Genomic DNA, 24,511 nt, shown 5'->3' on the forward strand with positions numbered 1-24,511 from the left:
TCATTAATTTTAGGGATTCAGATCAATACCATATCGAAAACAGATGCGTAAAACTTATAAAGGAGAGAAGAACGATAAAGAACGTACCATGAACAAACTCATTTTGTCTGTAGGCAAAGTGCTTAGAGATAAAGGGTACACAGGATTGACAATAGCCAATATTTCTAAAACTGCTGGTGTTGACAGGAAACTCATTTCCCTTTATTTTGGTTCAATTGACAATTTAGTGGAAACATACATCAGAAGTAAAGATTATTGGGTAGCTGCGACTCTCGGTGCTGTTGAATACTTTGGAACCGCACCAAAAGAAGGATCAAAAGGTTTTTTGGAATCACTGTTATTAAACCAAATGGACAGTTTTCTTCAGAATACTGAAATGCAGAAAGCGGTTTTGTGGCAGATAAGCGAGAAATCTAAGATTATGTCGCAGATTACCAGAGAACGTGAAAAGATGAGCGCTTTGTTTTTTGCATTTGCTGATCAGGAAATGGAGGGTAAGAATGTGGATTTAAGAGCTATTAGCAGTATTTTAACCGCAGGAATTTATTATTTAGTGTTACATTCAATAAACACGGATAGTACTTTTTGCGAAATTGAATTAAATGAAGAAGGTTTAAACAGAATACGTAATGCGGTTAAAACAATTCTCTCCTGGGCATACGGAGAGCAGACAAAGCCAGCTTCATCCTGATAACTAGCAACCCATTAATATAAATTCATTTCTTAAATTGATCGTTATGGCACAACAAAGCAAATTACTGCGAATGGACAATGTGGGCATCGTTGTAGAATCTCTAGACAAAGCCATTCTATTTTTTACGGAACTCGGCCTACAGCTTGAAGGGCGAAGTATAATTGAAGGTGATTGGGCAGGCCGGATTACTGGTGTCCATGCGCAATTAGTAGAAGTTGCTATGATGGTTACACCCGATGGACATAGTAGGCTGGAATTATCGAAATTTCTCACTCCTGCTGTGATATCTGACCATCGGACCGCCCCAGTGAATTCTTTAGGCTACTTAAGAGCAATGTTTACTGTTGACGATATTGACGAACTTTTAAGTAGACTTGTCAAACATGGAGCTCAACTTGTCGGAGAGCTTGTGCAGTACGAAAATGCTTATCGTCTTTGCTATATTCGTGGTGTGGAGGGACTACTCATAGGCTTGGCTCAGCCCGTTCATCAGCAATAATCTGCGCAAGATTATTATTTATTCATACGTTCTATTTTTATATTTATCAGCAACTGACAGTCTGCATATAATCAGTTGTCCAGTTGTCACAAGCGAACCGCTCATTTTTCTTCTTCCATTGCTACTTTAGAACATGTCAATCTGTCAATTATCACATAGGGATCAGCTAATTACATTCCCTATTGTCACACAGAAATCAATATCTAATTTAAGAAGCCATTCGTTTTCTCTCCAGGCATTTTTGGCATATCTTTCGCCAGCATAGATTTAAACAATTCAAACATGGCAAAGAGACTGTTGCTCATATTCCTGATATTTATACTTGGTGATATTTATTTTTTTCAAGCATTTACTACTGTTTTTCATACTGCATTTTTACACAAGGCATATTGGTATATAGATTTATTATTGCTCATCGGAGTCTTAACGCTGATTTTTCTCCGACGGCAGGGTAAAGATATTCAGCGGCAAGCAGGCAATTTAATCACTTCTTTTTTAATTGTGTATATACCGAAACTGGTTGCCTTGCCAATTTTATTGACTGAAGATTTACTGCGTATAGTACAGGGCTTTCCGCCGAGAAACATATATCTAAGCGAGTTCGTTCTTATATGTGCCGCGCTGATCGTATTTGTTATCGCTTTCGGCCTCACAAGGGGAAGGCATTTTTACCGGGTTAAAAAAGAAATCTTAAGTTTTCCAGATCTGCCAGATGCATTCGACGGATTTAAAATCACACAAATTTCAGATATTCATTCTGGTAGCTTATCCGACGTTGATGGAGTGCGGAGGGGGATAGCCTTAGCAAACGCACAAAATAGTGACGTCTTATTGTTTACAGGAGATCTCGTTAATAACAAGGCTGCCGAAATGGAAAAATGGATTTCAGACTTTACACTTTTAAAGGCACCGTTTGGTAAATTTTCGGTGCTTGGGAATCATGATTACGGGGATTATACACAATGGGATAATGCTGATTTGAAGGCATCCAACCTCCACAGATTAAAAGAAATTCATCAAGAAATGGGATTTAAACTCTTGCTGAATGAATCTATCAAAATTAATAAAAAGGGAGCAAGCATCGCATTGATCGGTGTGGAAAATTGGGGCAAGGGTGGTTTTCATCAATATGGGGACCTTAGTAAGGCAACAGCTGATTTATCAGCTGATTCCTTTAAAATATTGATGTCACATGATCCTTCACATTGGGATCGGGTCACCTTGGCGCATGATAAACATGTGCATCTGACGCTTGCGGGACATACACATGGCATGCAATTTGGAATAGAGCTCTTCGGGCTTAAATGGAGTCCTATCCAATATTTTTACGAACAGTGGGCCGGATTATATCAAAAACAGGGTAAGTACCTGTATGTTAACCGTGGTTTTGGTTTTCACGGGCTAAAGGGTAGAATAGGCGTGTGGCCAGAGATCACGGTCATTACACTTAAAAGGTCTGTTTCTTAGTTTTTATCTGACTAGTCCGAATGCCTAAAATAACTAGTACCTCCTTTGACTACCTCCATTTATATCATTCTGAATTGATTGTAATCTACACTTTTTTTTGTTTAAAAAATTAATTTTGTTATATTTAGATAGCTTAGCTCGGCAATATAGGCTGCCAGGTACACGCTAGTAATGATAACCAATTACATCTAACAGAAAGAAATTTCCTGTGCTTGACATAATATAAATGAAAGTCGTTAAGAAGATTGTTATACAGATCCTTGGACGGACGAGTTCGATAGTTAATTAGATTTAAAACCAATTATTTAATTTGAGATATGGTACACAAAGTAGTTTCCCTTATTTTGGGAGGGGGTCGAGGATCGCGACTTTATCCACTAACACAACAGCGTTCTAAGCCAGCTGTTCCGATTGCGGGGAAGTATCGTTTGGTAGATATTCCTATTTCGAATTGTTTAAATTCTGGATATAATAAGATATTTGTTTTGACGCAGTTCAATTCGGCATCTTTAAACACACACATTAAAAATTCGTACAATTTTAGCATTTTTAGTAAGGGGTTTGTAGACATACTGGCCGCTGAGCAAACGAACGAGGGTGACCGATGGTTCCAAGGAACGGCTGACGCTGTAAGGCGTACATATAAACATTTGCTGAATGTCGATTATGATTATGTCCTTGTCCTGTCCGGGGATCAGCTCTACCAAATGGACTACGCCGCTCTAGTCGACTTTCATGTACAGAATGGCGGACATATTACAATTGCAACTATTCCTGTCAATGTCAATGATGCCACAGGCTTTGGTATCCTCAAGGCTAATGAGGCAAATGTCATCACCGCCTTCACAGAAAAACCAAATAAGAAGGAAGTATTGGACTGGTCCTCGGAAGTATCCAACGAAATGTCGCTATCGGGCCGAAATTATCTGGCTTCCATGGGAATTTATGTTTTTTCGAAAGGAGTTTTGCTCAATCTTCTTTTAGCCAATCCGGGTATGGATTTTGGGAAGGAAATATTACCAGATGCAATCAATAAATACAAAGTGCTAAGTTATCAGTTTGACGGGTATTGGACAGACATCGGAACCATAAAGTCATTTTTTGATGCCAATATTGGATTGACTGCAGATGTTCCTGATTTCAATTTATTTGATGAAACCGTATTTACACGGGCACGCATGCTACCGCCGTCAAAAATTTCGGGAACGACCCTCAACAATACTGTTGTTGCCGACGGCTGTATTCTTAATGGTGATAAACTCGAACGTTCAGTGATCGGGATCCGTTCCCGTATCGGGGAGGGAACCGTAATTAAATCGACTTATATGATGGGTTCCGATTATTATGAACAACTTGAGGAAGTGATTGAATTGGGTAATACACAAAAACCACCACCAGTAGGGGTCGGGGAACGTTGTTATATAGAAAATGCAATATTAGATAAAAACTGTAGGATCGGAAATGACGTCCGAATAAAAGGAGGTCCGCATTTAGCGGATGGGGACTTTCAGACACACAGCATCTGCGACGGCATTGTTGTTGTAAAGAAAAATGCAGTTATTTCGAATGGTGTAAGCATCGGATGCTGAATAGATGGTTACATTCACACGATTTATCCTTCGAAGTGCACATAAAGGACTAGGGGCAATATGCGCCTGGTCTTTTATTGACTGACCTAAAGAATCAGATACGTATTGATATTTATACAATTCTTGCGCATGTTGTCATTAGTACTACTGCACATAATACAAGTAGGACAATAACTGTCGTAGTATAGGGTGTTCTTCTCATAATCTTTTTTTTATTTATTACTTATAAATTTTATTTGGCAAAAGTCATGCCCAGTTATAAAACCAAATATATCAATAGCCAAAACTGTAGTTTTAAAACTACAGATCCTTGATTTTGTTAGTCTTGTAAAAAATTAGATTGCTAGTTAGGCAAACACTGCAACTTAAAAAAAGTTTTTGCTGCGCTTTTTCCAGATTAAGTTGCCTAGCTATTTAATCTATTACAAGTTGGCAAATCACAGAAATTATCGTTATGTATCCTTTAATGATCTTTTTACTCTGTTTTGGATTGTAAAGGAGATCGAATAATCAAAGTTTAAAAACGAGATCTATGGATTTAAATTGACAGAAGTCAACGCATTCGAAGACCCGGAAACAGGCTCCTATGCCACCGCAAATTACGTAAAAGGGAAGCAGACCATTTATTTGATGGTAACAGATGGAACAGGTCCCGGATCAGAGCAAATAAAAGGTAATTTACTGAACTATTTAGAACTAAAAGAATTCCAGACGCCGGAAGACAAAGCAACAGTTAAAAGTTATAAAGGCTGGTTGACTTCATTCGACTGGAGTATGTCAGAAAGTGACGAGTTGACGAGTATTCAATATTTAGAGAGCAATCGCTATGCTGTTGTTTCTTCAGTAAACAAGGTTTCGATAGAGGAATTAGATTTTTTTTTGAACAGCTTTAGCTTATAACTGAAACATGTATCGCTTTAACTAAGTTAATAACAAACTGAAGTCCTTATGTTTATATTTTTAAACTAGTCGCTATCACAGAAAGTGAGCTTACATGTATGAACGCATACTTTATTGTCCGAAAATAGAAAATTTTCAGTTAAATCGGTAATACAAAAATTTATCGGTTTTTTATTGTATTATTTCTTATTTTCGGCACAATATTGATCATCGAAACGGTTGATGAATTTTAATTTTTCGTTGAGCGGAATAATGATTTTACTTGAATAAAATGTGATGTTTATGCAAAAAAACAACCTAAAGATAACTCATTTCGTCTTATTGATGAGTGTTCTTAATTTTATATTCTTTCATCTCCCGTTTTTTACCTTCGTTTTTAATAATGCTGACTATAAGAGTTTAAATGGCTTTGTTTTAATTCTAAGCCTCGTGATATTAATGTTGGTTTTAAATGCTTTTGTCCTTTATTTGTTGTTTTTTCTATCGCGCTTTGTGGGCAAGGCTCTATTGGTTTTCTTTTTTATTGGCAATGCAATCGCTGTTTACTTTATCAACACCTATAGCGTTATTATCGATGAAACAATGGTTGGAAATATTCTCAACACCAATTATTCGGAGTCGAGTAGTTTCTTTTCCTTTAAATTGATTTTATATGTTGTTCTATTAGGTATCCTACCCAGTATTTACATTATCAAAGTAAAAATAATCAATGTAAAACTAAAGCGGTTTTTAATTACATCATCGCTTAGTTTGTTATTTATTGTTATATTGATATTTGCGAATGCAAGTAATTGGTTATGGATAGATAAAAATTCAAAGACATTAGGAGGGCTCGCAATGCCTTGGTCTTACACCGTAAACTTCACGCGTTTTTATATTCATCAACAGCAAGAGAATAAAAAAGAAATTCTCCTCCCTGATGCTAAAATCATGGACAACAAAAAATCTGTTGTTGTGTTGGTAATAGGTGAATCTGCCCGAAGTCAGAACTTTTCATTGTATGGGTACCAGAAAAACACCAATCCTTTACTATCCAAAGTTCCTAACTTATATCATTTTGACGCTACCTCTTGCTCTACTTATACAACTGCGGGCGTAAAATGTATTTTAGAACATAAAAATAGCAGTGACTTATATGAAATTCTGCCAAATTATTTATTCAGAAACAATGTGGATGTGATCTGGCGGACATCCAACTGGGGAGAGCCTCCAGTTCACATCAAAGACTATAAAAAGGCGGAGCAATTGGCACCAAACTGCAAAGGAGAGGGCTGTAATTACGATGAGGTTCTTCTGGCTGGGTTAAAAGAACAGATTGTTGCCAGCAAAAAAGATAAAATATTTATTGTATTGCATACAAGTACCAGCCATGGGCCTACGTACAGTAAGAAATATCCTGCTCAATTTGAAACCTTTAAACCTGTCTGCAATAGTGTTGAACTGGGCAAATGCTCCAAAGATGAGCTTATCAATGCTTACGACAATACAATTGTCTACACCGATTATATTTTAAATCGTCTGATTGATGATTTAAAGGAATTGAAGGAATATGATAGTGCCATGCTCTTTGTTTCCGATCATGGCGAATCATTAGGTGAAAATAATCTTTATATGCATGGGCTACCAATGAGTATTGCACCTAAAGAACAATATGATATTCCATTTATCGTATGGGTATCTAATTCATCAAAAGAGCTAAAGCAAAATAAACTACTGACACAGAACCATGTATTCCATAGTGTTCTGAAATTCTTAAATATTCAAAGCCCTATTTATGATGAAAGTAAGGATATTTTTAAATAACATCCTGTTATCATGAATATTCATGGCTTTTGAGCCGCATTTTTTTTGTCAAAGGTATTGAGAAAACTTTAAGTTGGACCAGCTAACACTTGGTTTTGTTAACGGCTTTTTGGTTTATAATAAATGATTATTGCCCCACCATTAAAAGTTTTTGTTTTCACGCGATTGAGCACTATCCTTTGGCTTAGATGCTTAAACAGTGGTAAACCACTTCCAACTATTATAGGATGGATGCAAATTTGATACTCATCTATCAGATCGCAATTTGTTAAAGATACGATTAAACTCGGGCTACCCACCAAAATATCCTTACCAGATTGTTGTTTTAGCGCCGTAACTTCATCAAACATATTTCGGTGCGCTAATCTAGCGCTACTCCAATCCAGTTTATTAAGGGTTCTGGAAAACACGATTTTCGATATTCTGTCCATAGCATGGGCAAATTCATCCATGGATCTAGAGCCACTAGGTTTTGTTAAAAATGGACGCCAATACTCCATAAGCTGATAGGTTATCCGGCCATAGAGTATGGTATCGGCTTCAGACAGCAAGGTGGTATAATGCCAATGAATTTCATCATCTGCAACCATCGAATTGTGGTCGCAAAAACCATCCAAGCTCATATTAATTGCCGCAATTACTTTTCTCATATCTTGCTTACATCGGTGTACAACTTGAATCTACGAAATAAAGCGCGAAACAGAGTATGCTATTCGTCTATAATTGTAAGATTGCTAGCAACTTCAAATGTTGCCACATGGTAATCATCAGCAAAAAACAAGCCATTGATATAATGCTGAATAGGATAGAAGAGGTCCAGCGGGATGCCGTTGTAGAAAGTTTTAAAGTCATTTGGAATAGAATAAGACTGACTGTATTTTCCTTTTCCAAGACTAATACCGCCAATTTTTTTCAGGTAACCCGTAATTCTGTGTTGATAGGAATTTGAGAACTTTTCACTTGTCTCCACAAAATAGTCCTCAATATAAAAATTTCTAATATCTTTCAGCTTGATCGGAGAGGTTTTATCGGGTTTTATCCGACGGGAATAGGATATATCCGTTAAAATGCAGCTCGCTTTCTGAACTGTAGAAACATCAATAAAGTAATCACCATCAACCAACAGATGTTTACTATCCTTATAGATTCCCAGGATCATCTCATTAATTTCCCTGTCGGAATAGTCCATTATATTTGAAGATCTTCCAAACTTTTCGAATTGCAGGCCACTATCTTTAACATTTTTCCTGATTTTATTTAGCTCATATTGCTGAAAAGTTCTTATTTTTTCCATTTCTGTTGCTCATTATATTTGGCACGTTAAAGATAATTTTAAAACTTCGCTTTCAGTCTCTTTATCAGTATCTAATTGCAATTTGAATCGAATCTAATTTAACACTAAGATAATTTTTTGTGAACATTACCTCAGCCGCACGGGATTATGTTTATAAACTTGCCCTTTCAATTCCAGCTGAAGTAAATGTAATTCCAAAACACCATAGGCATTGTCATTAGCGGTTTCGATCATACCTTCAAGCGTAATCATGGGAATTCCTTTATATTTACCAAAGTTACCTGGATGATGATCTCCGGAAATAACTGCTTTAACGCCGGAATATCTTTCAATAAGCGCGAGAATATCCCTGTTGTCGAGTGTTTCAAGGCCGTTCTCAGGAAATAATGGATGATACCTCCATTTCCATGGCTGCGTATTTAACGTTGCTCGAGTTTTAGCCGATTGTTTAATAATTGCCATGCAGATTGCACGCGAGATATGGCGGCTGTAGCATATTCGGTAAGTTCATTGGTATTGAGGAAGGTAAAACAGCCTATTTTTATTGTCACGGTATAGTAGGTGGGGCATTCTATACGCTTTGTAAAGGCCACTACCGTCCTTCACATCGACATAGTTAAGGTACCTAGCAGAATTATAGACCGATGCTTTGAGCTCGCCGAGACATTTTTAAGGTAGGAATCAAATCTTTTGTTCCTGCGTCGACCGGATCTCCGACCATAACCGTAAAATTCACTTGAGCTGTATTTATTGCTGTGGTTGCAGCATACAATTTTGAAAGTGAATTGCTGTAATATCGAATTCCTTTTGTATCCTGGTAAGCATACTGCGGATCCGCAATTAAACCTATTTTTAATGGAAAAGGTTTTTGTTGACCAAGACTGTTGTCAGTTAAAAGAGCGCATAGGAGCAATATGATTAAGAGTTTAATTTTCATCGTGTTTTAAGCTTTATTGTAACATCTGACATGTATTGGTCAATCCGATCGGCTATAGAACTTTAATTTTCGAAACCAGCAGTGATCACCGATCTTGTTAATCAGAAGACGATTCATCATAATTTCGCATAATATAGTAGAAATATTCGATCATTTTCATATAGTTTTCAATACTGATGTATTCATTCGTACCATGCAGACTCTGTTGCTCAGAATGATTAATCTTGACAGGCATAAATCGGTAGATATTCTTGCTGAGTTCCTGGTATTTGATTGCATCCGTCCCACCAACAGTTAGGTAAGGTGTCACGGTGGAAACCAACGGTATCTTGATGCCCCCTGCTAATCGGATAAGATCGTATCGTCGGGAATTAACCGAATAGCCTTTGTATCGGATTTTTTTATCCGGGCAAAGGGAAACATTAACGTCCTGATCAACAGGCCAACAAAAAGCGCAATTAACAATAGCAATAATACAAAAAGAAGCTTTTTTATAAGAATCTTACTTGTCATGTGAAATCTACGTCAATATCATCTGAAATAGAAATCTACAGATAAAAACATCCTATTGCTTGCTTTGTTTTAAACCATTTCCCAAGATTAAAAAGTATCCTGCACTCGCCCTTATCAAACCTAAATCAGTTCAAAATCCATCGTCAATGTTTCCTGTCCATTGACAATAATGGATATTTTGTGTCTACCGGTGTAAAATTTTCGCGTGGTAATTACTTTAAATGATTGGTTTCGTTGAATCCGATTGGTTTCAGATCCCTGGTAGATCCGTTCACTAATTTTGAATACTTTGCGTGATAATAAGCCATTTGATTTTTTATAATACAGTCCATACTCCAGCCGGAGCGCTTTCGGGTACGGCTGGGTATTTTCAATCTGAAAAGAGAAACTGACCTTCTCTCCAATCTTTACGACCGGAGTTTCGATGCATAAATCGGTGGTCTTGAAATCTGTACCGTCCAAACCATAATAATGCAGAATCTCGGGATGCCCTTGCTTGAGCAATGTACGGCTAGCATGTTTGATAATTGCATCTGTCTCGCTACTAGTCCCTCTCCAATGCCGGGCTATCTCCAATAAAATAACTGGATGGTCTTTCGAAATGTCATTTAAATTATTGGCGACACTTCTTCTTACGCTTTCGGACACATCACTTTTTAACAAGTTCAGAATGGGTAAAATTGGTGCCGGATTTTGCTTTAAAAAAGGGATAGCCATTGCCCAGGGCAATCTTGGCCGCATACCCTCACTTGCCAAACGACGGACCGCCGCACGCGGGCTTTCAGCCCATTGTTCCATAACGGCGATCATCCGCTCTCTGTATTTGATAATAAAGGGACGAACCGCAAATTCACAGGTTATGAAGGTTGTAACTAATTCAAATGATTCTACTGCTAATTCAAAATGGTCAATACCGTAAGTTTCAATATAGTCGGGAAAAATAATATATTCGAGACCACCAGAATGGCCTGCGGCAATGGAATTTCTGACAACCTGATTAATCAAGTTAACCGCTTCTTCAAAATCGGGTGGCATAAACTCATGTAGGGTTTTTGTGCTGTGTTTTGTCCGTTCCTTCCATTCTAAATCATTAAAATTAGCGCTAAAAATCCGTTTGATAAATTGCTTGCCATCGAAATCAGGTTTTACACGGCTAAACTGATCTGCTAGTTGTTGGTAAAAACTGATAGAATAGATATTCTTAATAAGACTCATAAATACACACTAAATAGTTTAAATATATATTTTCTTATTCAGGAAATAACTAAAAAGAAAATAACATCAGAGCATGGAGTGAACGATAAAACCTAACTAAATTTTTGAATGGCTGCAGGACTAACCGGTGTGAAGAAGTTCAGTAGATTTCCATCAGGATCACAGAACAACAGTGAACGGTTTCCCCAAGGCATCGTGGTAGGCTTTTGAATGATTTTTTCCGTGATATCTTTTATCCGTAAATACTCTTCATCCACATCACTCACCTTAAATTCCATGATGATAACTGAATTATCACCATGAATTGGCGAGTCATCTCCAAATAACTGTAATGTTTGCGTACTGCCAATAGCCAGTGTAAAGGCATTTAGGGACAATTCTGCAAAATCTGTTGTAAACCAATGAGCATCAACTACTAAAACCTTTTCGTAAAATGCTACAGACCTCCTGATGTCACTTGTAATAATTCTATTGGATTGAAATTTCATTGTATTAAATTTTTTATTGCTGGACAAAGTTAGACCATCGAACTGACAGCAGACTGTCAACATTAAAAAGATTATGATTTAATTTCATTCCACTTTTACAACTTGCATAACCCGTTGTAAAAGTAGCGTAAGTGTTTTCAATTCATTATCTGTCAAAGATTTTGAAACTCTTTTTGCAATACTTTCCCTAAAATTTTCCGAATTGTCGATGATATACCTGCCTTCATCTGTCACTGTTAGATCAAAGAATCTACGATCTATCGCAGACTGTTGCTGCTCGATAAGCTTATTTTTAATCAGAAATTTAAGCTGTTTGGAAATAGCCGCTTGACTGATTTGAAAAGCTTCAGCAATCTGTTTTCCTGTTACCTGACGTTTTCTATATATATACTCAATAATATTATAATGTGTGGCAGTCACGCCGTGCACATTGCCCTTATTCATGTGTGCCAATATATAGCACTGTAAGTCCGTAAAGACATGATAAAAATCAACTTCGCTCTCATTCATAAAACAATATATTAGTTAACTTTGTTAAATAATATACTTAACTTAGTTAAACAATAAATACCAAAGATAAATAAAATGGAGCATATCGTCGTTATAAATGCCAAGCAGAACAATCTAAAAAATATTTCGCTTAATATCCCCAAAAAGCAGATTACAGTTTTCACAGGTGTATCCGGTTCGGGCAAATCGTCCCTGGTGTTTGGGACTATTGGAGCAGAAGCCCAACGTCAGTTTAATGAAACTCAAACGAGCTTTATCAGAAACCGATTACAACATATTGGAGTACCCGAAGTGGATAAAATTGAGTATTTAAATGTACCCATTATCATCAATCAAAAAAGACTAGGTGGGAACGCACGTTCTACCGTAGGTACCGCAACAGACGTTTATAGCTCATTGAGGTTGCTTTTTTCTAGAATGGGAACACCTTTCGTAGGGTATTCCAATGTGTTTTCATTTAATAACACACAGGGGATGTGCCATGAATGCGAAGGTCTTGGGTTTGTGCAGACTATAGATGTCGGGCAGCTTCTGGATAAGGAAAAATCCCTAAATGAGGGCGCAATCAAGTTTCCGACATTTCAGCCCGGTGGATGGCGCTTAACCCGATATATACTTTCGGGATATTTTGACAACAATAAGAAATTAAAAGACTATAACGAGTGGGAATGGGAGATCCTCTTAAATGCGACAGAACATAAACCCAAAAATCCTAATAGACAATGGGGGAAAACTGTAAAATATGAAGGATTAATTCCCCGCATCGAAAAAGCATTCCTAAAGAAGGATTCGAAAGAACACGTCGCCCGTAAAGAAGTACTCAAGAAGATTATTACCACGACTGACTGCCCTGAATGTAATGGTAAAAGACTGAATAAAAAGGTGTTATCCTGTAAAATTTCAGGAAAAAGTATAGCCGATTGTGCATCGCTCGCAATAGATGAACTCCTCGACTTCATGAATACCATACGTTCGAGTACGTATGACGTGTTGTTAAGCGAACTTATTAGGAAATTACAACATATTGTTGACATAGGCTTGCAATATTTGACGTTGGAACGACGTACAGACACCTTGTCCGGAGGGGAATCCCAACGCATCAAAATGGTGCGTAATCTCGGCAATAGTTTAACCGATTTACTTTATATTTTCGATGAACCGAGTATAGGGCTGCACCCCAAAGACCTCCAAAATATTGCTGCTATTATCCAACAGATTAAAGCAAAAGGAAATACTGTATTAATTGTTGAACATGATCCGGATCTGATCAAAATTGCGGATTGGGTTGTCGATATGGGCCCCGGATCCGGAAAAGCGGGCGGTGAAGTTGTATACCAGGGAAAATTCGAGGCGCTTCCAGATTCAAAAGGGAAAACAGGAGCCTATTTTGTCGAGCATTTTGACTTCAATCGAAGTCCGCGCCAGGCGAAAGGTTATTTGGAGATAAAGCAAGCAGACTTATATAATTTGAAAAACATCTATGTTAACATACCAAAACAAGTTCTATCTGTTGTTACAGGGGTTGCTGGTTCGGGTAAAAGCACCTTAATCAACAAGGTCTTGCCAACATTTTACCCAGAAGTCATCGTAGTCGATCAGACCTTATTCGCCGCTAGTGTACGTTCAAATCTGCTTACTTATCTAAATTTATCGGATGCGATTCGAAGACTCTTTTCAAAAGCTAATAACATTTCCGAAAAACTATTTAGTCGAAATAGCCTTGGAGCGTGTGAAAATTGCAAAGGGTTAGGTATTGAGAAAATTGATCTTGCTTTTATGGAGGATATTGAACAGGCCTGTGAACTTTGCGGTGGTTCGGGTTTTTCGCCCAAAATTCTAAATTACCGTTATCAAGGTAAAAATATAGTTGATATTATGGATATGACGGTGATCGAGGCCGTCAGCTTTTTTCCCGAAGAGCCATTTCATTCTGCCCTTGATTTATTATCCAAGCTTGGCCTTGGTTATCTTAGCCTAGGACAGCGACTGGATAGTTTTTCAGGTGGCGAAAGGCAACGGCTGAAACTTACACGCAAACTCCATCAAAGCAATGGTATTATTGTCCTTGATGAACCGAGTACAGGACTGCATCCTACAGATACGGAAAAGCTATTGGACTTTATAGATATCCTTGTAAAAAATAAGAATACGGTTATTGTGATCGAACATAATCTTGATGTTATTGCACAAGCCGACTGGGTAATTGATATTGGTCCCGGGGCAGGTAAATATGGAGGTGAACTACTTTTTGAAGGGACAGTGGCTAGTCTATTAAAAGATAAAAGGTCGTCAACAGCAGAATACCTGCGACAACACTTAAAAATGACATAATATAACTTACTTTTTGCTCCGGCACTATGTTGCACTTAAATTGTACTTTCACATATTGAAATTCTCCCATCAAAGAGCCCATAATTTTACAAATCAATCCAGTAATTCCATAAAGATTTCCGAGCCGTTTGTGTGCAAATTTGTAATGTAAGATTAAACATACAGCTATGGCTACAAATAACTATAAAGAAACAATTTACATTCCATTGGAAGATGTTGAAAGCGAACATTGCGCATTAATTGTTGAAAAAGAACTGTCCCTGGTAAAAGGGATTGAGAGCCACAACGTAGAATTAAATAACCGTAGGGCAGCTATCACTGTCAAGGATAATGAAGTTGTTGCCGCTGCCGTAAAGGCTGTCAAAGACCTTGGCTATGGCGTATCTACGATAACAAAAACTTTTCCGGTATTGGGAATGACCTGTGCTTCCTGTGCAAGCAGTGCAGAGAGTATGGTCAAATACGAGCAGGGAGTATTAAATGCTGCCGTAAATTTTGCCACCGGAAACTTGACTGTCGAATATCTTCCGAATATAACCGATGCTACGAAAATCCAGAAAGCTGTTCAAGCTGGCGGCTACGATTTATTGATGGAAGACGAAGCAACACAACAAGAAACCTTAGAGTCCATTCACGCTGAAAAATTCAGAACACTCAAAACCAAAACAATATGGGCTATCATTCTGTCTCTACCAGTGGTGATAATTGGTATGTTCTTTATGGATATGCCTTATGCGAACCCGATTATGTGGTTCTTTGCGACACCTGTTGTACTCTGGTTGGGAAAGGACTTTTTTACCAATGCATGGAAACAAGCAAAACATGGTTCAGCCAATATGGATACCCTGGTCGCGTTAAGTACTGGGATCGCTTATATATTTAGTATTTTCAATATGCTGTTTGCCAATTTTTGGCATCAACGTGGATTGCATGCACATGTGTATTTTGAAGCTGCGGCTGTGGTAATTGCTTTTATTCTGCTCGGGAAATTGTTGGAGGAAAAAGCAAAGGGCAATACCTCATCAGCCATAAAAAAGTTGATGGGCTTACAACCTAAGACAGTGATGGTGATACAAGCAGATGGATCTGAAAGACAGGTTGCTATAGCAGCGGTCAATGTTGGCGACATCATTCAGGTGAAACCTGGTGAAAAAATTGCCGTTGACGGGATGGTCATATCGGGAGACTCCTACGTGGATGAAAGCATGTTGAGCGGTGAACCTGTACCTGTCCTGAAAAAAGAAAATGAAAAAGTTTTTGCCGGCACAATCAATCAAAAGGGCAGCTTCCAGTTTAGCGCCGTAAAAGTGGGTAAGGAGACCATGCTAGCTCAGATCATCAAAATGGTTCAGGACGCCCAGGGGAGTAAAGCACCCGTACAGAAAATGGTCGATAAAATCGCCGGTGTATTTGTTCCGGTAGTCATCGGCATTGCGCTATTTACCTTTGCTATGTGGCTTACTTTGGTTGGGGACAACGGAGTGGTACAAGGTTTGTTGGCTGCTGTTACCGTATTAGTTATCGCCTGTCCCTGTGCACTTGGTCTAGCAACACCTACCGCAATTATGGTTGGCGTCGGTAAAGGGGCAGAGCATGGTATCTTGATCAAAGATGCGGAAAGCCTTCAGCTTGCCAAACGCATAGATGCGATCGTATTGGATAAAACAGGAACAATAACAGAGGGAAGACCACGGGTAACAGGTATCCAATGGTTAAATGATGATGATACCACAAATGGCATCTTATTGAATATTGAGAAACAGTCAGAGCATCCGCTGGCAGAAGCACTAGTCAATCATTTGGCAGGTGTAAGCGCCACGCCAATAGCTGCATTCGATAGCATAACAGGCAAAGGCGCAAAAGCTAAGTATGGGTTGGAAACTTATTATGTGGGAAATAAGAAACTTTTAATGGAAAATGGGATCAGCATCGCGACAGAATTGCAGCGTCAGGAAGACCAATGGAGTGAAGAGTCCAAAACTGTTATCTGGTTTGCAAACAGTACAAATACACTTGCGGTAATTGCAATTTCCGATAAAATCAAAGAAACCTCCGTGTTGGCCATTCAAGAAATGGAGGCCATGGGCATTGAACTTTATATGCTTACGGGTGATAATGAATCTACCGCTAAAGCAATTGCCGAACAAACCGGTATTAAACACTACAAAGCGGAAGTTATGCCACAACACAAAGCTGACTTTGTAAAAGAACTTCAACAACAGGGGAAAGTGGTGGCCATGGTCGGCGACGGTATCAATGACAGCACCGCGCTGGCGACAGCTGACGTCGGTATAGCGATGGGTAAAGGAAGCGATATTGCTATGGATGTGGCGAAAATGACCATCATCGCCTCGGATTTAACTAAAATACCACAGGCAATCCGGCTGTCAAAACAAACGGTAGCCACGATCAAACAAAATTTATTCTGGGCTTTTATTTACAATGTGATCGGTATTCCGCTTGCCGCCGGCATACTCTTTCCGATCAATGGCCTCCTTTTAAACCCTATGATCGCCGGAGCGGCAATGGCCTTGAGCAGTGTTAGTGTAGTGAGCAATAGCTTGCGTTTAAAATGGGAAAAATAGAATTAATAATATTAAAATTAAATAACATGGAAAGCAAAAATATTCAATTCAAAACAAACCTCAACTGTGCAGGCTGTGTAGCCAAAGTTCGTGCTGATCTGGACAATGCCCAAGGGATCTGCGAATGGAATGTCGACACATCGAACAGTGATAAGATTCTTACCGTGAAATCAAACGGTATATCCGAAGAAGAAATTATCGAGATTATCAAAAAGAAAGGCTTTATTGCAGAATCACATTCTGCATAATTAACTGCAATCATCAAGGAAAAGTCGCCGGTTTATCCCGGACGGCTTTTTTTTCTAGCTATATAGGGTATTTTTTAAAAGCTTATAGTTGACATCATGGTGAAAACGTCTGCTCTATAGAGATCATTTTGAATGTTATCGAATGGACTTTAAAAATAAATAAAATAGCTTCAGTCACTTGTGCGCTTGCACAATTAAGCTTATTTTAGCCATTGATGGGCTACATTAAATCTAACATTTTCAAAAACTACGGACAATATGTGATGACTTTTCTTATGTTGATCATCGTATCGTTCACATCTTGCCCAATAAAGAGTGGAATCAAAAGCCTCATCGGGCTACCGATAAATACCGTCCAAGGAAGTGCGAAGCAACCCACCGTCCTGATTGAAAATGGATCTGAACGATGCAGTGAGTCGATAGAGAACGGAAATACACGATCAGTCTTTGCTCAAGGGAGCCTTCTTTTACCTCGGAATTTATGCACGGATACTTTATTTTATCCATTTAGTGCATATTCACACCTGAAGATCAAAGCTATACAGTATTTTAGTCAGATAACCACACGTACCTTACCCATTTTTCTCCAATATCAAACATTGCGCATTTAGGATTATCTTTTTTCACAAGTTTGTGTCTTCTCAACAGAACGGCAGCAGCTGTATTCACATTTTTATACAGCTGAAGGTTAGCAGGGTAAAAAAAATTAAGGCAATAAATTTCGAGTATAAACTATAGTAACTTACACATACAATGATGAATATAAGATTTAACAGTATAACCATACGTATTGGGCTTTTTATTATTGCGGCAAGTGTTTCGACTTCCTGCGGAAATCCAACACCGAGTAACAAACCAGAAACCGAAAAAGATCAGCCTATCCAGGAGATGCAGACTCCAAACGTGGCGGACGTTTCTTTTAAAGATAAGTCGGGAAATGTGGTATCGCTGAGTGCATTAAAAGGCAAAGTTGTGTTTATTAACTTCTGGGCTACGTGGTGCCCTCCATGTATACATGAAATGCCATCCATAAATACCCTAAGAAAAGAATTCAAGGATAATAAAAATATTGAATTCCTGATGGTGGATGTAGATAATGATATCGATCAATCGGCAGCATTTATGGAAAAGAACAACTATGACTTACCTTTGTACACTCCCGCAGGAGAAATCCCACCAGAGTTTTTAGGTGGATCAATTCCTACGACAGTAATCCTAGACAAAAATGGGCAGATAGTCGAACGCTTAGAGGGCAGTAGAGACTATGCTGCTCCAGAGATAGCAAAAGCATTAGCGGAACTTACAAAAGCAAATTAACAAGAGAACAAATAGTTAAAGTAAAATATCATAAGAGCTAAATGGATTTTAAACCCATTTAGCTCTTTTTATAATACGATGATTTCAAGATACTGCACTCACAGCCTCTTTGATCAATGCAGCAATTTCATTTGGATGGGTAGCCAGGGAAGCATGACTAGCTGCTAAATGAATGATTTTTTTTGCGTTGATCCGCTCAGCCATTTCTGTTTGCGTTGCCGGTGGTATCATATGATCATTGTCCGATACCTGGTACCAGCTAGGTTTTGTTTTCCATGCTGGCTCATCCGCCTCAGCGGCGAAAATACTGCCATGAGTTGGCTTTTGAGCTAAAGACATCGCGATCGCATCTTTTTCGTTTAAATCATGGGCAAAGCTTTCGTGGAATTTATCGTACTTGATCCAAAGAAATCCTTTTGCATCAGGAACAATACTTGCGGCGCCAGAAGGCTGCTCTCGGCGACTGAATATCCCACCCAGACTTTCGCCCTTATCTGGAGCAAAGGCAGCAATATACACTAAACCCGCAACTTTTTCATGATGCCCTGCTGCCGATATAACTGCTCCGCCGTAAGAATGCCCAACTAACACAACTTTACCTACCTGTAAGTCAATTAAATCCTTCGTTTTCTGAATATCATCTTCGGCAGATGTCAATGGATTTTGTACGCTCCGAACCGTATAACCTTCCGCATGAAGATTTGCAATAACATGTCGCCAATGGGATCCATCTCCCCAGGCTCCGTGCACTAAAATAATTGTTACATTTTGATTTCCCATGTTCGTTGAAGTTTATAAACAAATATATATTTAAGTTGCTATTAAATATATAACTTAAGTTGACGTTTTAAAATCCGTCGACGGATTCTACTCAACGATGGCAGTTTGACCTCGAGATAGCTGGCGATATGTTTTTGAGCAACCAATTGAAATCTCCATTTTCGGCGAGCAGGATAATTTTATATTAAAGTTATTGAAAACTTTTGTCAATACGTCACAACATTGAATTATATACTTTCTTTATCGTTGACAATAAAAATACTACCTTCGTACTACATCAGAGCAGTATTGATATGTCGCAACTTAAAGAGCAAACAGCAGTAAGAACCACCTATTTCAGTATTATTGGAAATGCTATACTGGCATTGCTAAAGTGGCTGGCGGGCTTTTTTGGGAATTCTTATGCACTAATCGCAGATGCCATAGAATCAACGGCTGATATTTTCTCTTCCTTTCTCGTTCTTCTCGGACTAAAGTACGCACAACGGCCCGCAGACGAGAATCATCCTTATGGCCACGGAAGAGTGGAGCCACTTATCACTTTTATTGTCGTAGGCTTTCTCATTGTGTCAGCTACAATTATAGCCTATGAAAGTATAGCAAATATCGGGACACCGCACGAACTCCCTAAACCCTGGACTTTATTTGTCCTGGGTGGGATCATTATTTGGAAAGAAAGCTCTTATCGAATCGTGATGAAGAAGAGTCGAGAGACCAATAGCTCCTCGCTGAAAGCAGATGCCTGGCATCATCGAAGCGATGCAATTACTTCAGTTGCAGCATTTATTGGGATATCTGTCGCTTTGATATTAGGAAAAGGCTATGAGAATGCAGATGACTATGCTGCACTGTTTGCAGCCGGATTCATCTTGTATAACTGCTATCACATCTTTAGACCAGCCCTTGGCGAAATTATGGATGAAAATGTTTACGCTGAGGTGATCGAAGATATCAGAAAATATGCATTGGAAGTAAAAGGGATCAAAGCTACCGAAAAATGTTATGTTCGAAAATCAGGAACAAAATATCACGTCGACCTACATGCGATTGTCGACAGTGAAATTACGGTGAAGGCAGGACATGCTTTGGCGCATCAACTCAAAGATTATTTGATTAAACACATCCCAGACCTGGGACATGTCATGATCCACATTGAGCCCTGCGAAAGTATCGACTGAAGTAAGAAGTTTAATGCTAATTAGGGTGTTCGTATATAAAATAAGGCTATTCGTATAATTTAGTCAATCTGTATTTATTTTTCTTTTAGCTTTATCCTAAGTAATAACTTACTTCTCTAAAAATAGTTTTTTGTCAGCATTCTCCTGTTGGATTACGATTTGGCTGTATACAACCAGGCATTCGGTTACGTTAACAGAATTACCAGGAGGAACTTAAATAGTAAATGACATTGTATGCCAGTCAACAAAAGAAAGAAAATTGTATTTGCCGTAACAATAATTTTTGGACTATTGTCCACACACAAAGCTTCAGCACAATTTGGGATGGGCATTCGGGCAGGGGGGAATCTATCAAATACAGATGGCTCTGCCTTTCGCTCAAATAAGAGAGTCGGTTTTCAGATCGGAGGGGATCTTACATATCATTTCAATAAAAACATCGCTTTACAAGCTGAACCAGTTTATAACTTGATGCGGGTCCGAAATAATGACCAGACAGCACAGCGTGAGCACGGGATTGGGGCCGGTACCAGAAAGTTAGCCTATATGAGTGTACCACTCTATTTGAAACTAAACTTTACCCGTACTATCGCAATTATGGGTGGTCTCGACTTTAATTTTTTACTCAATGATGATCGCTATAAATTGAACAATGGAGACAATGCGTTTCGTAGTAAACCAAGAACAGGTTACAGTTTAGGTGCAGAATTGGGTGGAGTTTATTTTCGATATCGAAAATTTAATAGGACAAATAATATTATTGACAATTGGACTGCGGATATTGAACAATATCAACTGGGATTCAAATTTGAATTATTTTAAATGGATTTAGGTGCAATACCTCATTGTGGAAGAATTTGCTAAAAGTTGATTTTTTGCATAAAATTGATATTGGCAATATTAACAGGAGAGGGCCATCCCGATGTAATCGGGATGGTTTTTTTAGCTATATTATCCTATATTTTCTGCCGATAACATTTCAATCTGCCACCTAATATGGTCCATTGTAATCGGATATTCAACATCATTAACAAGATTTTCATAGATAGCATTGAATAATAGATTATAATCTCCTTTATGAGGACGGGGATAAGATATATGCTTTTGATTTGCGCTATCAATAGTCACAAGTTTCCCTTCACTGCCGTCCGGCTCCATGCCATATATCGAATTGTTGGGAAGCATGCCATCTATTAATTGCTGTTCCTGTACATCAGCCATCGTTTTAATGAAGCTGCCCTTTGTACCGTGTAAAACAAAAGCAGGTAAAGGTTCGGTAACGGCGAGACTTCCTGTTAAAAATACATTCAAGCCATCCGCATAACGCAAATGATAATGAAAATAATCCGCAACTTGAGAACCCGGTCGATTGATTGAGGTTGTTTTACTAAATTTTAATGGCTTACCAAAAAGTGCTATAGCCTGATCTATTAGATGAGGTCCTAAGTCGTATGTAAGTCCACTGGAGATGTATTGGTTATTTTCCTTGAAATATTTTTGGCCCAACTCAAGTTTATAGCGGTCGAAGCGAAAAGATACTTCAGCAAGTTTGCCAAGATCACCACTTTCGACAACTTTCTTTACATCAAGAAAATGGCTATCATAACGTCTGTTTTGATAAAAGAAAATCCGCTTCCCGCTTTTCTTGCTGACCTCAATAAGTTGATCGAATTGTGCAATATTTTCCACTGCCGGCTTCTCGATAAGAACATGTTTTCCTGCTTTTAAAGCCTCGGTAGCGAATTCAAAATGGGTATGATTTGGCGTATTTACAATCACAAGTTCAATTGTATCGTCAGCCAATAATTGAGTTACGCTATCATAACTAATAATTTCTGGATAAAGTTCCTGTGCTGTTTTATTTGACCGTTCTACGACAGCAGTTAAGTTAAAATGTGGACTAATATGGATGAACGGTGCGTGAAAGACACGCCCAGACATGCCAAAACTTAAAATTCCGGTGTTGATTTTGGTACTTGTCATTTTTATTTAATCTTGTTGTAGCGATGTTGTCCGAAATTGAATATTCTTACTCCGATTATTCATGCCATTGTCGAACCTAGGAAAGACCTAACATAAATATAGAAATATCTTATCTTATTTTGATGAATCCCCGTTAATATTTTGACCGGATTTTTCAGGAAATAACATGTATATGTTCCTTGCCAACCTTGCTTTATCCAATTGTATGTGCATTGAAGAGTACATTCAGCGGGAAAGAGGAATAATATTTCCATTCCAAAAGGAAAGAACCGTAAAAAACATATTTTATATAACTGGATAACAACGTATTGACTTTTAGTTGTTCGGAAATAAGTTTTTACGCCTTCGGTATTTTTAAACTTATGCAATATATAGTATAGAGAAGAGGGTTACGACATATAAAAACGAAACCAATCTATTTTGGACTCTTCTATTTATTGTAAAAAAGATATGGAAGTTTTAATTAGCTCGTTAACCAGTAACGGTCATAAATTGACGCCTCAACGCCTACATATTATTCAACACTTGTGGCGTAAAGTCATTATTGACAACATCGATGATCTTTACGTCGAGTTAAGGTCAATACAGCATATCAGCTGGGCAACATTGTATTCCACCATTAGATTATTGCATGCACTCGGTTGGCTGGAAATGCGAGGAAATGGTCCCCGAGGAAAGTACTATAGCTGGATCCGAAAAGATCTTCCAGCTGTATCATCCTATTAACTCAACTACGTCCATTGCAACCTACATTGACAGATCATAACGCGGGCATATACAATTCTCTTTTCCCTCATAAAAGATTTTGATTTATTTTAGAATAAAAAGTATATTTGGTTAATTAACAAAACCGGTTTTGCTTTTTTATGACGCTATAACCAATTTCAATATGAAACCTGTTTGGAAATTTACTTTGATAGCTTCCTTGGGAGGCTTTTTATTTGGATTTGAAACTGCGGTCATCTCGGGTGCTGAGCAGATTATTCAAAAACTATGGCAGCTCAATGCAGTACGACATGGTCTCACTGTCTCCATCTCATTGATAGGTACAATCCTCGGTGCTATTATCGCTGGTCAGCTCACCAATCGTTATGGCAGGAAGCCAATGCTTTATGCTATTGCGTTACTTTATCTATTATCCGCGATAGGATGTGCACTCGCATCTATTTGGGAAGTTTTTCTTTTATTCCGCTTTTTTGGTGGGCTTGCCGTTGGGATAAGTTCTGTTGTCGGTCCGGTATATACTTCTGAAATCGCGCCCGCCAAGGATCGGGGAAAGCTGACTGGTACATTTCAGATTATGATTGTGACAGGGATTTTTACAGCCTATCTCACCAACTTTGTTTTTTTAGGAATAGAGACGGATGCCTGGCGATATATGCTTGGTATCATGGCATTGCCTGCATTGTTATTTGTTATACTTGTACGGGGAATTCCAGAAAGTCCAAGATGGTTATTGCAGGTGGGAAACAGTAACAAAGCACGTAAGAGCTATACTGTATTAGGGGAAGAGGAAATGCTGTACGGGCCTATGACTGAATCCAGGGATGTTCGCCCATCTAAGCAGGTTAATCTTTTTCAAAAACGTTATGCTAAACCCATTGTATTAGCTGTTCTATTGGCTTTTTTCAATCAGATGACGGGTATAAACGCAATTCTGTATTATGCGCCGCGCATATTCGAAATGGCAGGATTTAGTGCTGCACTGGCTTATCTCCAACCTATATTTATTGGTGGGACTAACTTGCTCTTTACCTTGATAGGGATGAGTATTATAGACCGTTTTGGCCGTAAGAAATTATTACTGACAGGAGCAGTAGGAATGTTTTTCTTTCTATTGCTATCGGCCTATGGACTAAAAGGCGTCCACGCTGATTATCTCTTATTTTTCATTATCGGTTTTATTGCTGCCTTTGCATTATCGCAGGGAGCTGTTATCTGGGTATTCTTGGCAGAGATCTTTCCGAATGAAGTGCGTGCGCAAGGATCATCTTTGGGGAGTACAACACATTGGTTTTTTGCCGCAATAATATCTTGGCTTTTTCCCATTATCGTGGAGGGAACAGTTTTGGGTGGGTTTTATGCATTTCTTTTCTACGCCATTATGGTTGTGTTATCTTTTATCTTTATTCTTTTCCTACCAGAAACGAAAGGCAGAGCGCTGGAGGAAATAAAATAGC

The 24,511-nt window shown here is 38.4% G+C and carries 24 protein-coding genes; 14 read left to right on the plus strand and 10 right to left on the minus strand.

Annotated features, from left to right (window positions below; genetic code table 11):
* Positions 1 to 43 precede the first annotated feature (43 nt).
* The 6 genes from HMAT_RS06070 to eptA all read left to right on the plus strand — a co-directional run bounded on the left by HMAT_RS06070 (position 44) and on the right by eptA (position 6,952).
* Positions 44 to 691, plus strand: a complete 648-nt coding sequence (locus HMAT_RS06070) for a TetR/AcrR family transcriptional regulator (protein ID WP_104381872.1) — start codon at positions 44 to 46, stop codon at positions 689 to 691.
* A 46-nt stretch (positions 692 to 737) separates the two neighbouring features.
* The gene (locus HMAT_RS06075; protein WP_104381873.1) at positions 738 to 1,193 is read left to right on the plus strand and encodes a VOC family protein; all 456 of its coding nucleotides are present in this window, start codon (positions 738 to 740) and stop codon (positions 1,191 to 1,193) included.
* A gap of 282 nt (positions 1,194 to 1,475) precedes the next feature.
* Positions 1,476 to 2,660 (plus strand): metallophosphoesterase, encoded by a 1,185-nt coding sequence (locus HMAT_RS06080; RefSeq protein ID WP_104381874.1) that lies wholly within the window; start codon positions 1,476 to 1,478, stop codon positions 2,658 to 2,660.
* 317 nt (positions 2,661 to 2,977) lie between these two features.
* Positions 2,978 to 4,249 carry a glucose-1-phosphate adenylyltransferase gene (locus HMAT_RS06085; RefSeq protein ID WP_104381875.1) on the plus strand — a complete coding sequence of 424 codons (1,272 nt, stop codon included), beginning with the start codon at positions 2,978 to 2,980 and terminating at the stop codon, positions 4,247 to 4,249.
* A 543-nt stretch (positions 4,250 to 4,792) separates the two neighbouring features.
* Entirely contained in the window at positions 4,793 to 5,149 is a 357-nt protein-coding gene (locus tag HMAT_RS06090) for a hypothetical protein (protein WP_199768561.1), read from the plus strand.
* A gap of 282 nt (positions 5,150 to 5,431) precedes the next feature.
* Complete coding sequence (gene eptA / locus HMAT_RS06095) at positions 5,432 to 6,952, plus strand: phosphoethanolamine--lipid A transferase EptA (RefSeq protein WP_104381876.1); 1,521 nt, start codon at positions 5,432 to 5,434, stop codon at positions 6,950 to 6,952.
* A gap of 98 nt (positions 6,953 to 7,050) precedes the next feature.
* Here eptA and HMAT_RS06100 read toward each other — a convergent pair whose 3' ends face one another.
* The 8 genes from HMAT_RS06100 to HMAT_RS06135 form a co-directional block, all read right to left on the minus strand.
* On the minus strand, positions 7,051 to 7,602 hold the full coding sequence (locus tag HMAT_RS06100; protein WP_104381877.1) for a dihydrofolate reductase family protein: 552 nt from the start codon (positions 7,600 to 7,602) through the stop codon (positions 7,051 to 7,053).
* A 59-nt stretch (positions 7,603 to 7,661) separates the two neighbouring features.
* A complete protein-coding gene (locus tag HMAT_RS06105; RefSeq protein WP_104381878.1) occupies positions 7,662 to 8,246 on the minus strand; it encodes a hypothetical protein in 585 nt (194 codons plus the stop codon).
* 126 nt (positions 8,247 to 8,372) lie between these two features.
* The gene (locus tag HMAT_RS06110; RefSeq protein ID WP_104381879.1) at positions 8,373 to 8,708 is read right to left on the minus strand and encodes a hypothetical protein; all 336 of its coding nucleotides are present in this window, start codon (positions 8,706 to 8,708) and stop codon (positions 8,373 to 8,375) included.
* Positions 8,709 to 8,880: 172 nt separating this feature from the next.
* Positions 8,881 to 9,183, minus strand: a complete 303-nt coding sequence (locus HMAT_RS06115; RefSeq protein WP_104381880.1) for a hypothetical protein — start codon at positions 9,181 to 9,183, stop codon at positions 8,881 to 8,883.
* A gap of 97 nt (positions 9,184 to 9,280) precedes the next feature.
* The gene (locus tag HMAT_RS06120) at positions 9,281 to 9,493 is read right to left on the minus strand and encodes a hypothetical protein (RefSeq protein WP_199768562.1); all 213 of its coding nucleotides are present in this window, start codon (positions 9,491 to 9,493) and stop codon (positions 9,281 to 9,283) included.
* A gap of 323 nt (positions 9,494 to 9,816) precedes the next feature.
* Positions 9,817 to 10,911: a DNA alkylation repair protein gene (locus tag HMAT_RS06125; protein WP_104381881.1), complete on the minus strand. Its 1,095-nt coding sequence runs from the start codon at positions 10,909 to 10,911 to the stop codon at positions 9,817 to 9,819.
* A 92-nt stretch (positions 10,912 to 11,003) separates the two neighbouring features.
* On the minus strand, positions 11,004 to 11,399 hold the full coding sequence (locus HMAT_RS06130; RefSeq protein WP_104383321.1) for a VOC family protein: 396 nt from the start codon (positions 11,397 to 11,399) through the stop codon (positions 11,004 to 11,006).
* 84 nt (positions 11,400 to 11,483) lie between these two features.
* On the minus strand, positions 11,484 to 11,909 hold the full coding sequence (locus HMAT_RS06135; protein WP_104381882.1) for a MarR family winged helix-turn-helix transcriptional regulator: 426 nt from the start codon (positions 11,907 to 11,909) through the stop codon (positions 11,484 to 11,486).
* Between the two features lie 75 nt (positions 11,910 to 11,984).
* Here HMAT_RS06135 and HMAT_RS06140 point away from each other — a divergent pair, with 75 nt between their 5' ends.
* The 4 genes from HMAT_RS06140 (at position 11,985) to HMAT_RS06155 (ending at position 18,390) form a co-directional block, all read left to right on the plus strand.
* Complete coding sequence (locus HMAT_RS06140) at positions 11,985 to 14,240, plus strand: excinuclease ABC subunit UvrA (RefSeq protein ID WP_104381883.1); 2,256 nt, start codon at positions 11,985 to 11,987, stop codon at positions 14,238 to 14,240.
* Positions 14,241 to 14,407: 167 nt separating this feature from the next.
* On the plus strand, positions 14,408 to 16,825 hold the full coding sequence (locus tag HMAT_RS06145; protein WP_104381884.1) for a heavy metal translocating P-type ATPase: 2,418 nt from the start codon (positions 14,408 to 14,410) through the stop codon (positions 16,823 to 16,825).
* 26 nt (positions 16,826 to 16,851) lie between these two features.
* Complete coding sequence (locus tag HMAT_RS06150; RefSeq protein WP_104383322.1) at positions 16,852 to 17,073, plus strand: cation transporter; 222 nt, start codon at positions 16,852 to 16,854, stop codon at positions 17,071 to 17,073.
* Between the two features lie 753 nt (positions 17,074 to 17,826).
* Positions 17,827 to 18,390, plus strand: coding sequence for a TlpA disulfide reductase family protein (locus HMAT_RS06155; RefSeq protein ID WP_233789125.1), 564 nt, complete (start codon positions 17,827 to 17,829; stop codon positions 18,388 to 18,390).
* Between the two features lie 84 nt (positions 18,391 to 18,474).
* Here the strand turns inward: HMAT_RS06155 and HMAT_RS06160 are convergent, their stop codons facing one another.
* The gene (locus HMAT_RS06160) at positions 18,475 to 19,170 is read right to left on the minus strand and encodes an alpha/beta fold hydrolase (protein WP_104381885.1); all 696 of its coding nucleotides are present in this window, start codon (positions 19,168 to 19,170) and stop codon (positions 18,475 to 18,477) included.
* A gap of 293 nt (positions 19,171 to 19,463) precedes the next feature.
* Here HMAT_RS06160 and HMAT_RS06165 point away from each other — a divergent pair, with 293 nt between their 5' ends.
* Together HMAT_RS06165 and HMAT_RS06170 are read left to right on the plus strand one after the other, a co-directional pair.
* On the plus strand, positions 19,464 to 20,348 hold the full coding sequence (locus HMAT_RS06165; RefSeq protein ID WP_104381886.1) for a cation diffusion facilitator family transporter: 885 nt from the start codon (positions 19,464 to 19,466) through the stop codon (positions 20,346 to 20,348).
* Positions 20,349 to 20,582: 234 nt separating this feature from the next.
* Positions 20,583 to 21,170, plus strand: a complete 588-nt coding sequence (locus HMAT_RS06170) for an outer membrane beta-barrel protein (protein ID WP_104381887.1) — start codon at positions 20,583 to 20,585, stop codon at positions 21,168 to 21,170.
* Positions 21,171 to 21,299: 129 nt separating this feature from the next.
* Here the strand turns inward: HMAT_RS06170 and HMAT_RS06175 are convergent, their stop codons facing one another.
* On the minus strand, positions 21,300 to 22,331 hold the full coding sequence (locus tag HMAT_RS06175) for a Gfo/Idh/MocA family oxidoreductase (protein ID WP_104381888.1): 1,032 nt from the start codon (positions 22,329 to 22,331) through the stop codon (positions 21,300 to 21,302).
* 450 nt (positions 22,332 to 22,781) lie between these two features.
* On the opposite strand from HMAT_RS06175, the gene HMAT_RS06180 reads away from it, so the two are divergent.
* Entirely contained in the window at positions 22,782 to 23,057 is a 276-nt protein-coding gene (locus HMAT_RS06180; protein WP_104381889.1) for a transcriptional repressor, read from the plus strand.
* Between the two features lie 163 nt (positions 23,058 to 23,220).
* Complete coding sequence (locus tag HMAT_RS06185) at positions 23,221 to 24,510, plus strand: sugar porter family MFS transporter (protein WP_104381890.1); 1,290 nt, start codon at positions 23,221 to 23,223, stop codon at positions 24,508 to 24,510.
* The last annotated feature ends 1 nt before the right edge of the window (position 24,511 follow it).

Origin of the sequence: Sphingobacterium sp. HMA12 (assembly GCF_002933815.1) — a bacterium.
Lineage (GTDB): Bacteria > Bacteroidota > Bacteroidia > Sphingobacteriales > Sphingobacteriaceae > Sphingobacterium.

Coding starts and splice junctions, on each gene's coding strand:
- HMAT_RS06100 (WP_104381877.1), bottom strand. CDS start 7,602: ATGAGAAAAGTAATTGCGGCAATTAATATGAGCTTGGATGGTTTTTGC.
- HMAT_RS06170 (WP_104381887.1), top strand. CDS start 20,583: ATGCCAGTCAACAAAAGAAAGAAAATTGTATTTGCCGTAACAATAATT.
- HMAT_RS06150 (WP_104383322.1), top strand. CDS start 16,852: ATGGAAAGCAAAAATATTCAATTCAAAACAAACCTCAACTGTGCAGGC.
- HMAT_RS06125 (WP_104381881.1), bottom strand. CDS start 10,911: ATGAGTCTTATTAAGAATATCTATTCTATCAGTTTTTACCAACAACTA.
- HMAT_RS06175 (WP_104381888.1), bottom strand. CDS start 22,331: ATGACAAGTACCAAAATCAACACCGGAATTTTAAGTTTTGGCATGTCT.
- HMAT_RS06145 (WP_104381884.1), top strand. CDS start 14,408: ATGGCTACAAATAACTATAAAGAAACAATTTACATTCCATTGGAAGAT.
- HMAT_RS06085 (WP_104381875.1), top strand. CDS start 2,978: ATGGTACACAAAGTAGTTTCCCTTATTTTGGGAGGGGGTCGAGGATCG.
- HMAT_RS06180 (WP_104381889.1), top strand. CDS start 22,782: ATGGAAGTTTTAATTAGCTCGTTAACCAGTAACGGTCATAAATTGACG.
- HMAT_RS06140 (WP_104381883.1), top strand. CDS start 11,985: ATGGAGCATATCGTCGTTATAAATGCCAAGCAGAACAATCTAAAAAAT.
- HMAT_RS06160 (WP_104381885.1), bottom strand. CDS start 19,170: ATGGGAAATCAAAATGTAACAATTATTTTAGTGCACGGAGCCTGGGGA.
- HMAT_RS06105 (WP_104381878.1), bottom strand. CDS start 8,246: ATGGAAAAAATAAGAACTTTTCAGCAATATGAGCTAAATAAAATCAGG.
- HMAT_RS06130 (WP_104383321.1), bottom strand. CDS start 11,399: ATGAAATTTCAATCCAATAGAATTATTACAAGTGACATCAGGAGGTCT.
- HMAT_RS06135 (WP_104381882.1), bottom strand. CDS start 11,909: ATGAATGAGAGCGAAGTTGATTTTTATCATGTCTTTACGGACTTACAG.
- eptA (WP_104381876.1), top strand. CDS start 5,432: ATGCAAAAAAACAACCTAAAGATAACTCATTTCGTCTTATTGATGAGT.
- HMAT_RS06080 (WP_104381874.1), top strand. CDS start 1,476: ATGGCAAAGAGACTGTTGCTCATATTCCTGATATTTATACTTGGTGAT.
- HMAT_RS06075 (WP_104381873.1), top strand. CDS start 738: ATGGCACAACAAAGCAAATTACTGCGAATGGACAATGTGGGCATCGTT.
- HMAT_RS06110 (WP_104381879.1), bottom strand. CDS start 8,708: ATGGCAATTATTAAACAATCGGCTAAAACTCGAGCAACGTTAAATACG.
- HMAT_RS06165 (WP_104381886.1), top strand. CDS start 19,464: ATGTCGCAACTTAAAGAGCAAACAGCAGTAAGAACCACCTATTTCAGT.
- HMAT_RS06155 (WP_233789125.1), top strand. CDS start 17,827: ATGATGAATATAAGATTTAACAGTATAACCATACGTATTGGGCTTTTT.
- HMAT_RS06115 (WP_104381880.1), bottom strand. CDS start 9,183: ATGAAAATTAAACTCTTAATCATATTGCTCCTATGCGCTCTTTTAACT.
- HMAT_RS06185 (WP_104381890.1), top strand. CDS start 23,221: ATGAAACCTGTTTGGAAATTTACTTTGATAGCTTCCTTGGGAGGCTTT.
- HMAT_RS06070 (WP_104381872.1), top strand. CDS start 44: ATGCGTAAAACTTATAAAGGAGAGAAGAACGATAAAGAACGTACCATG.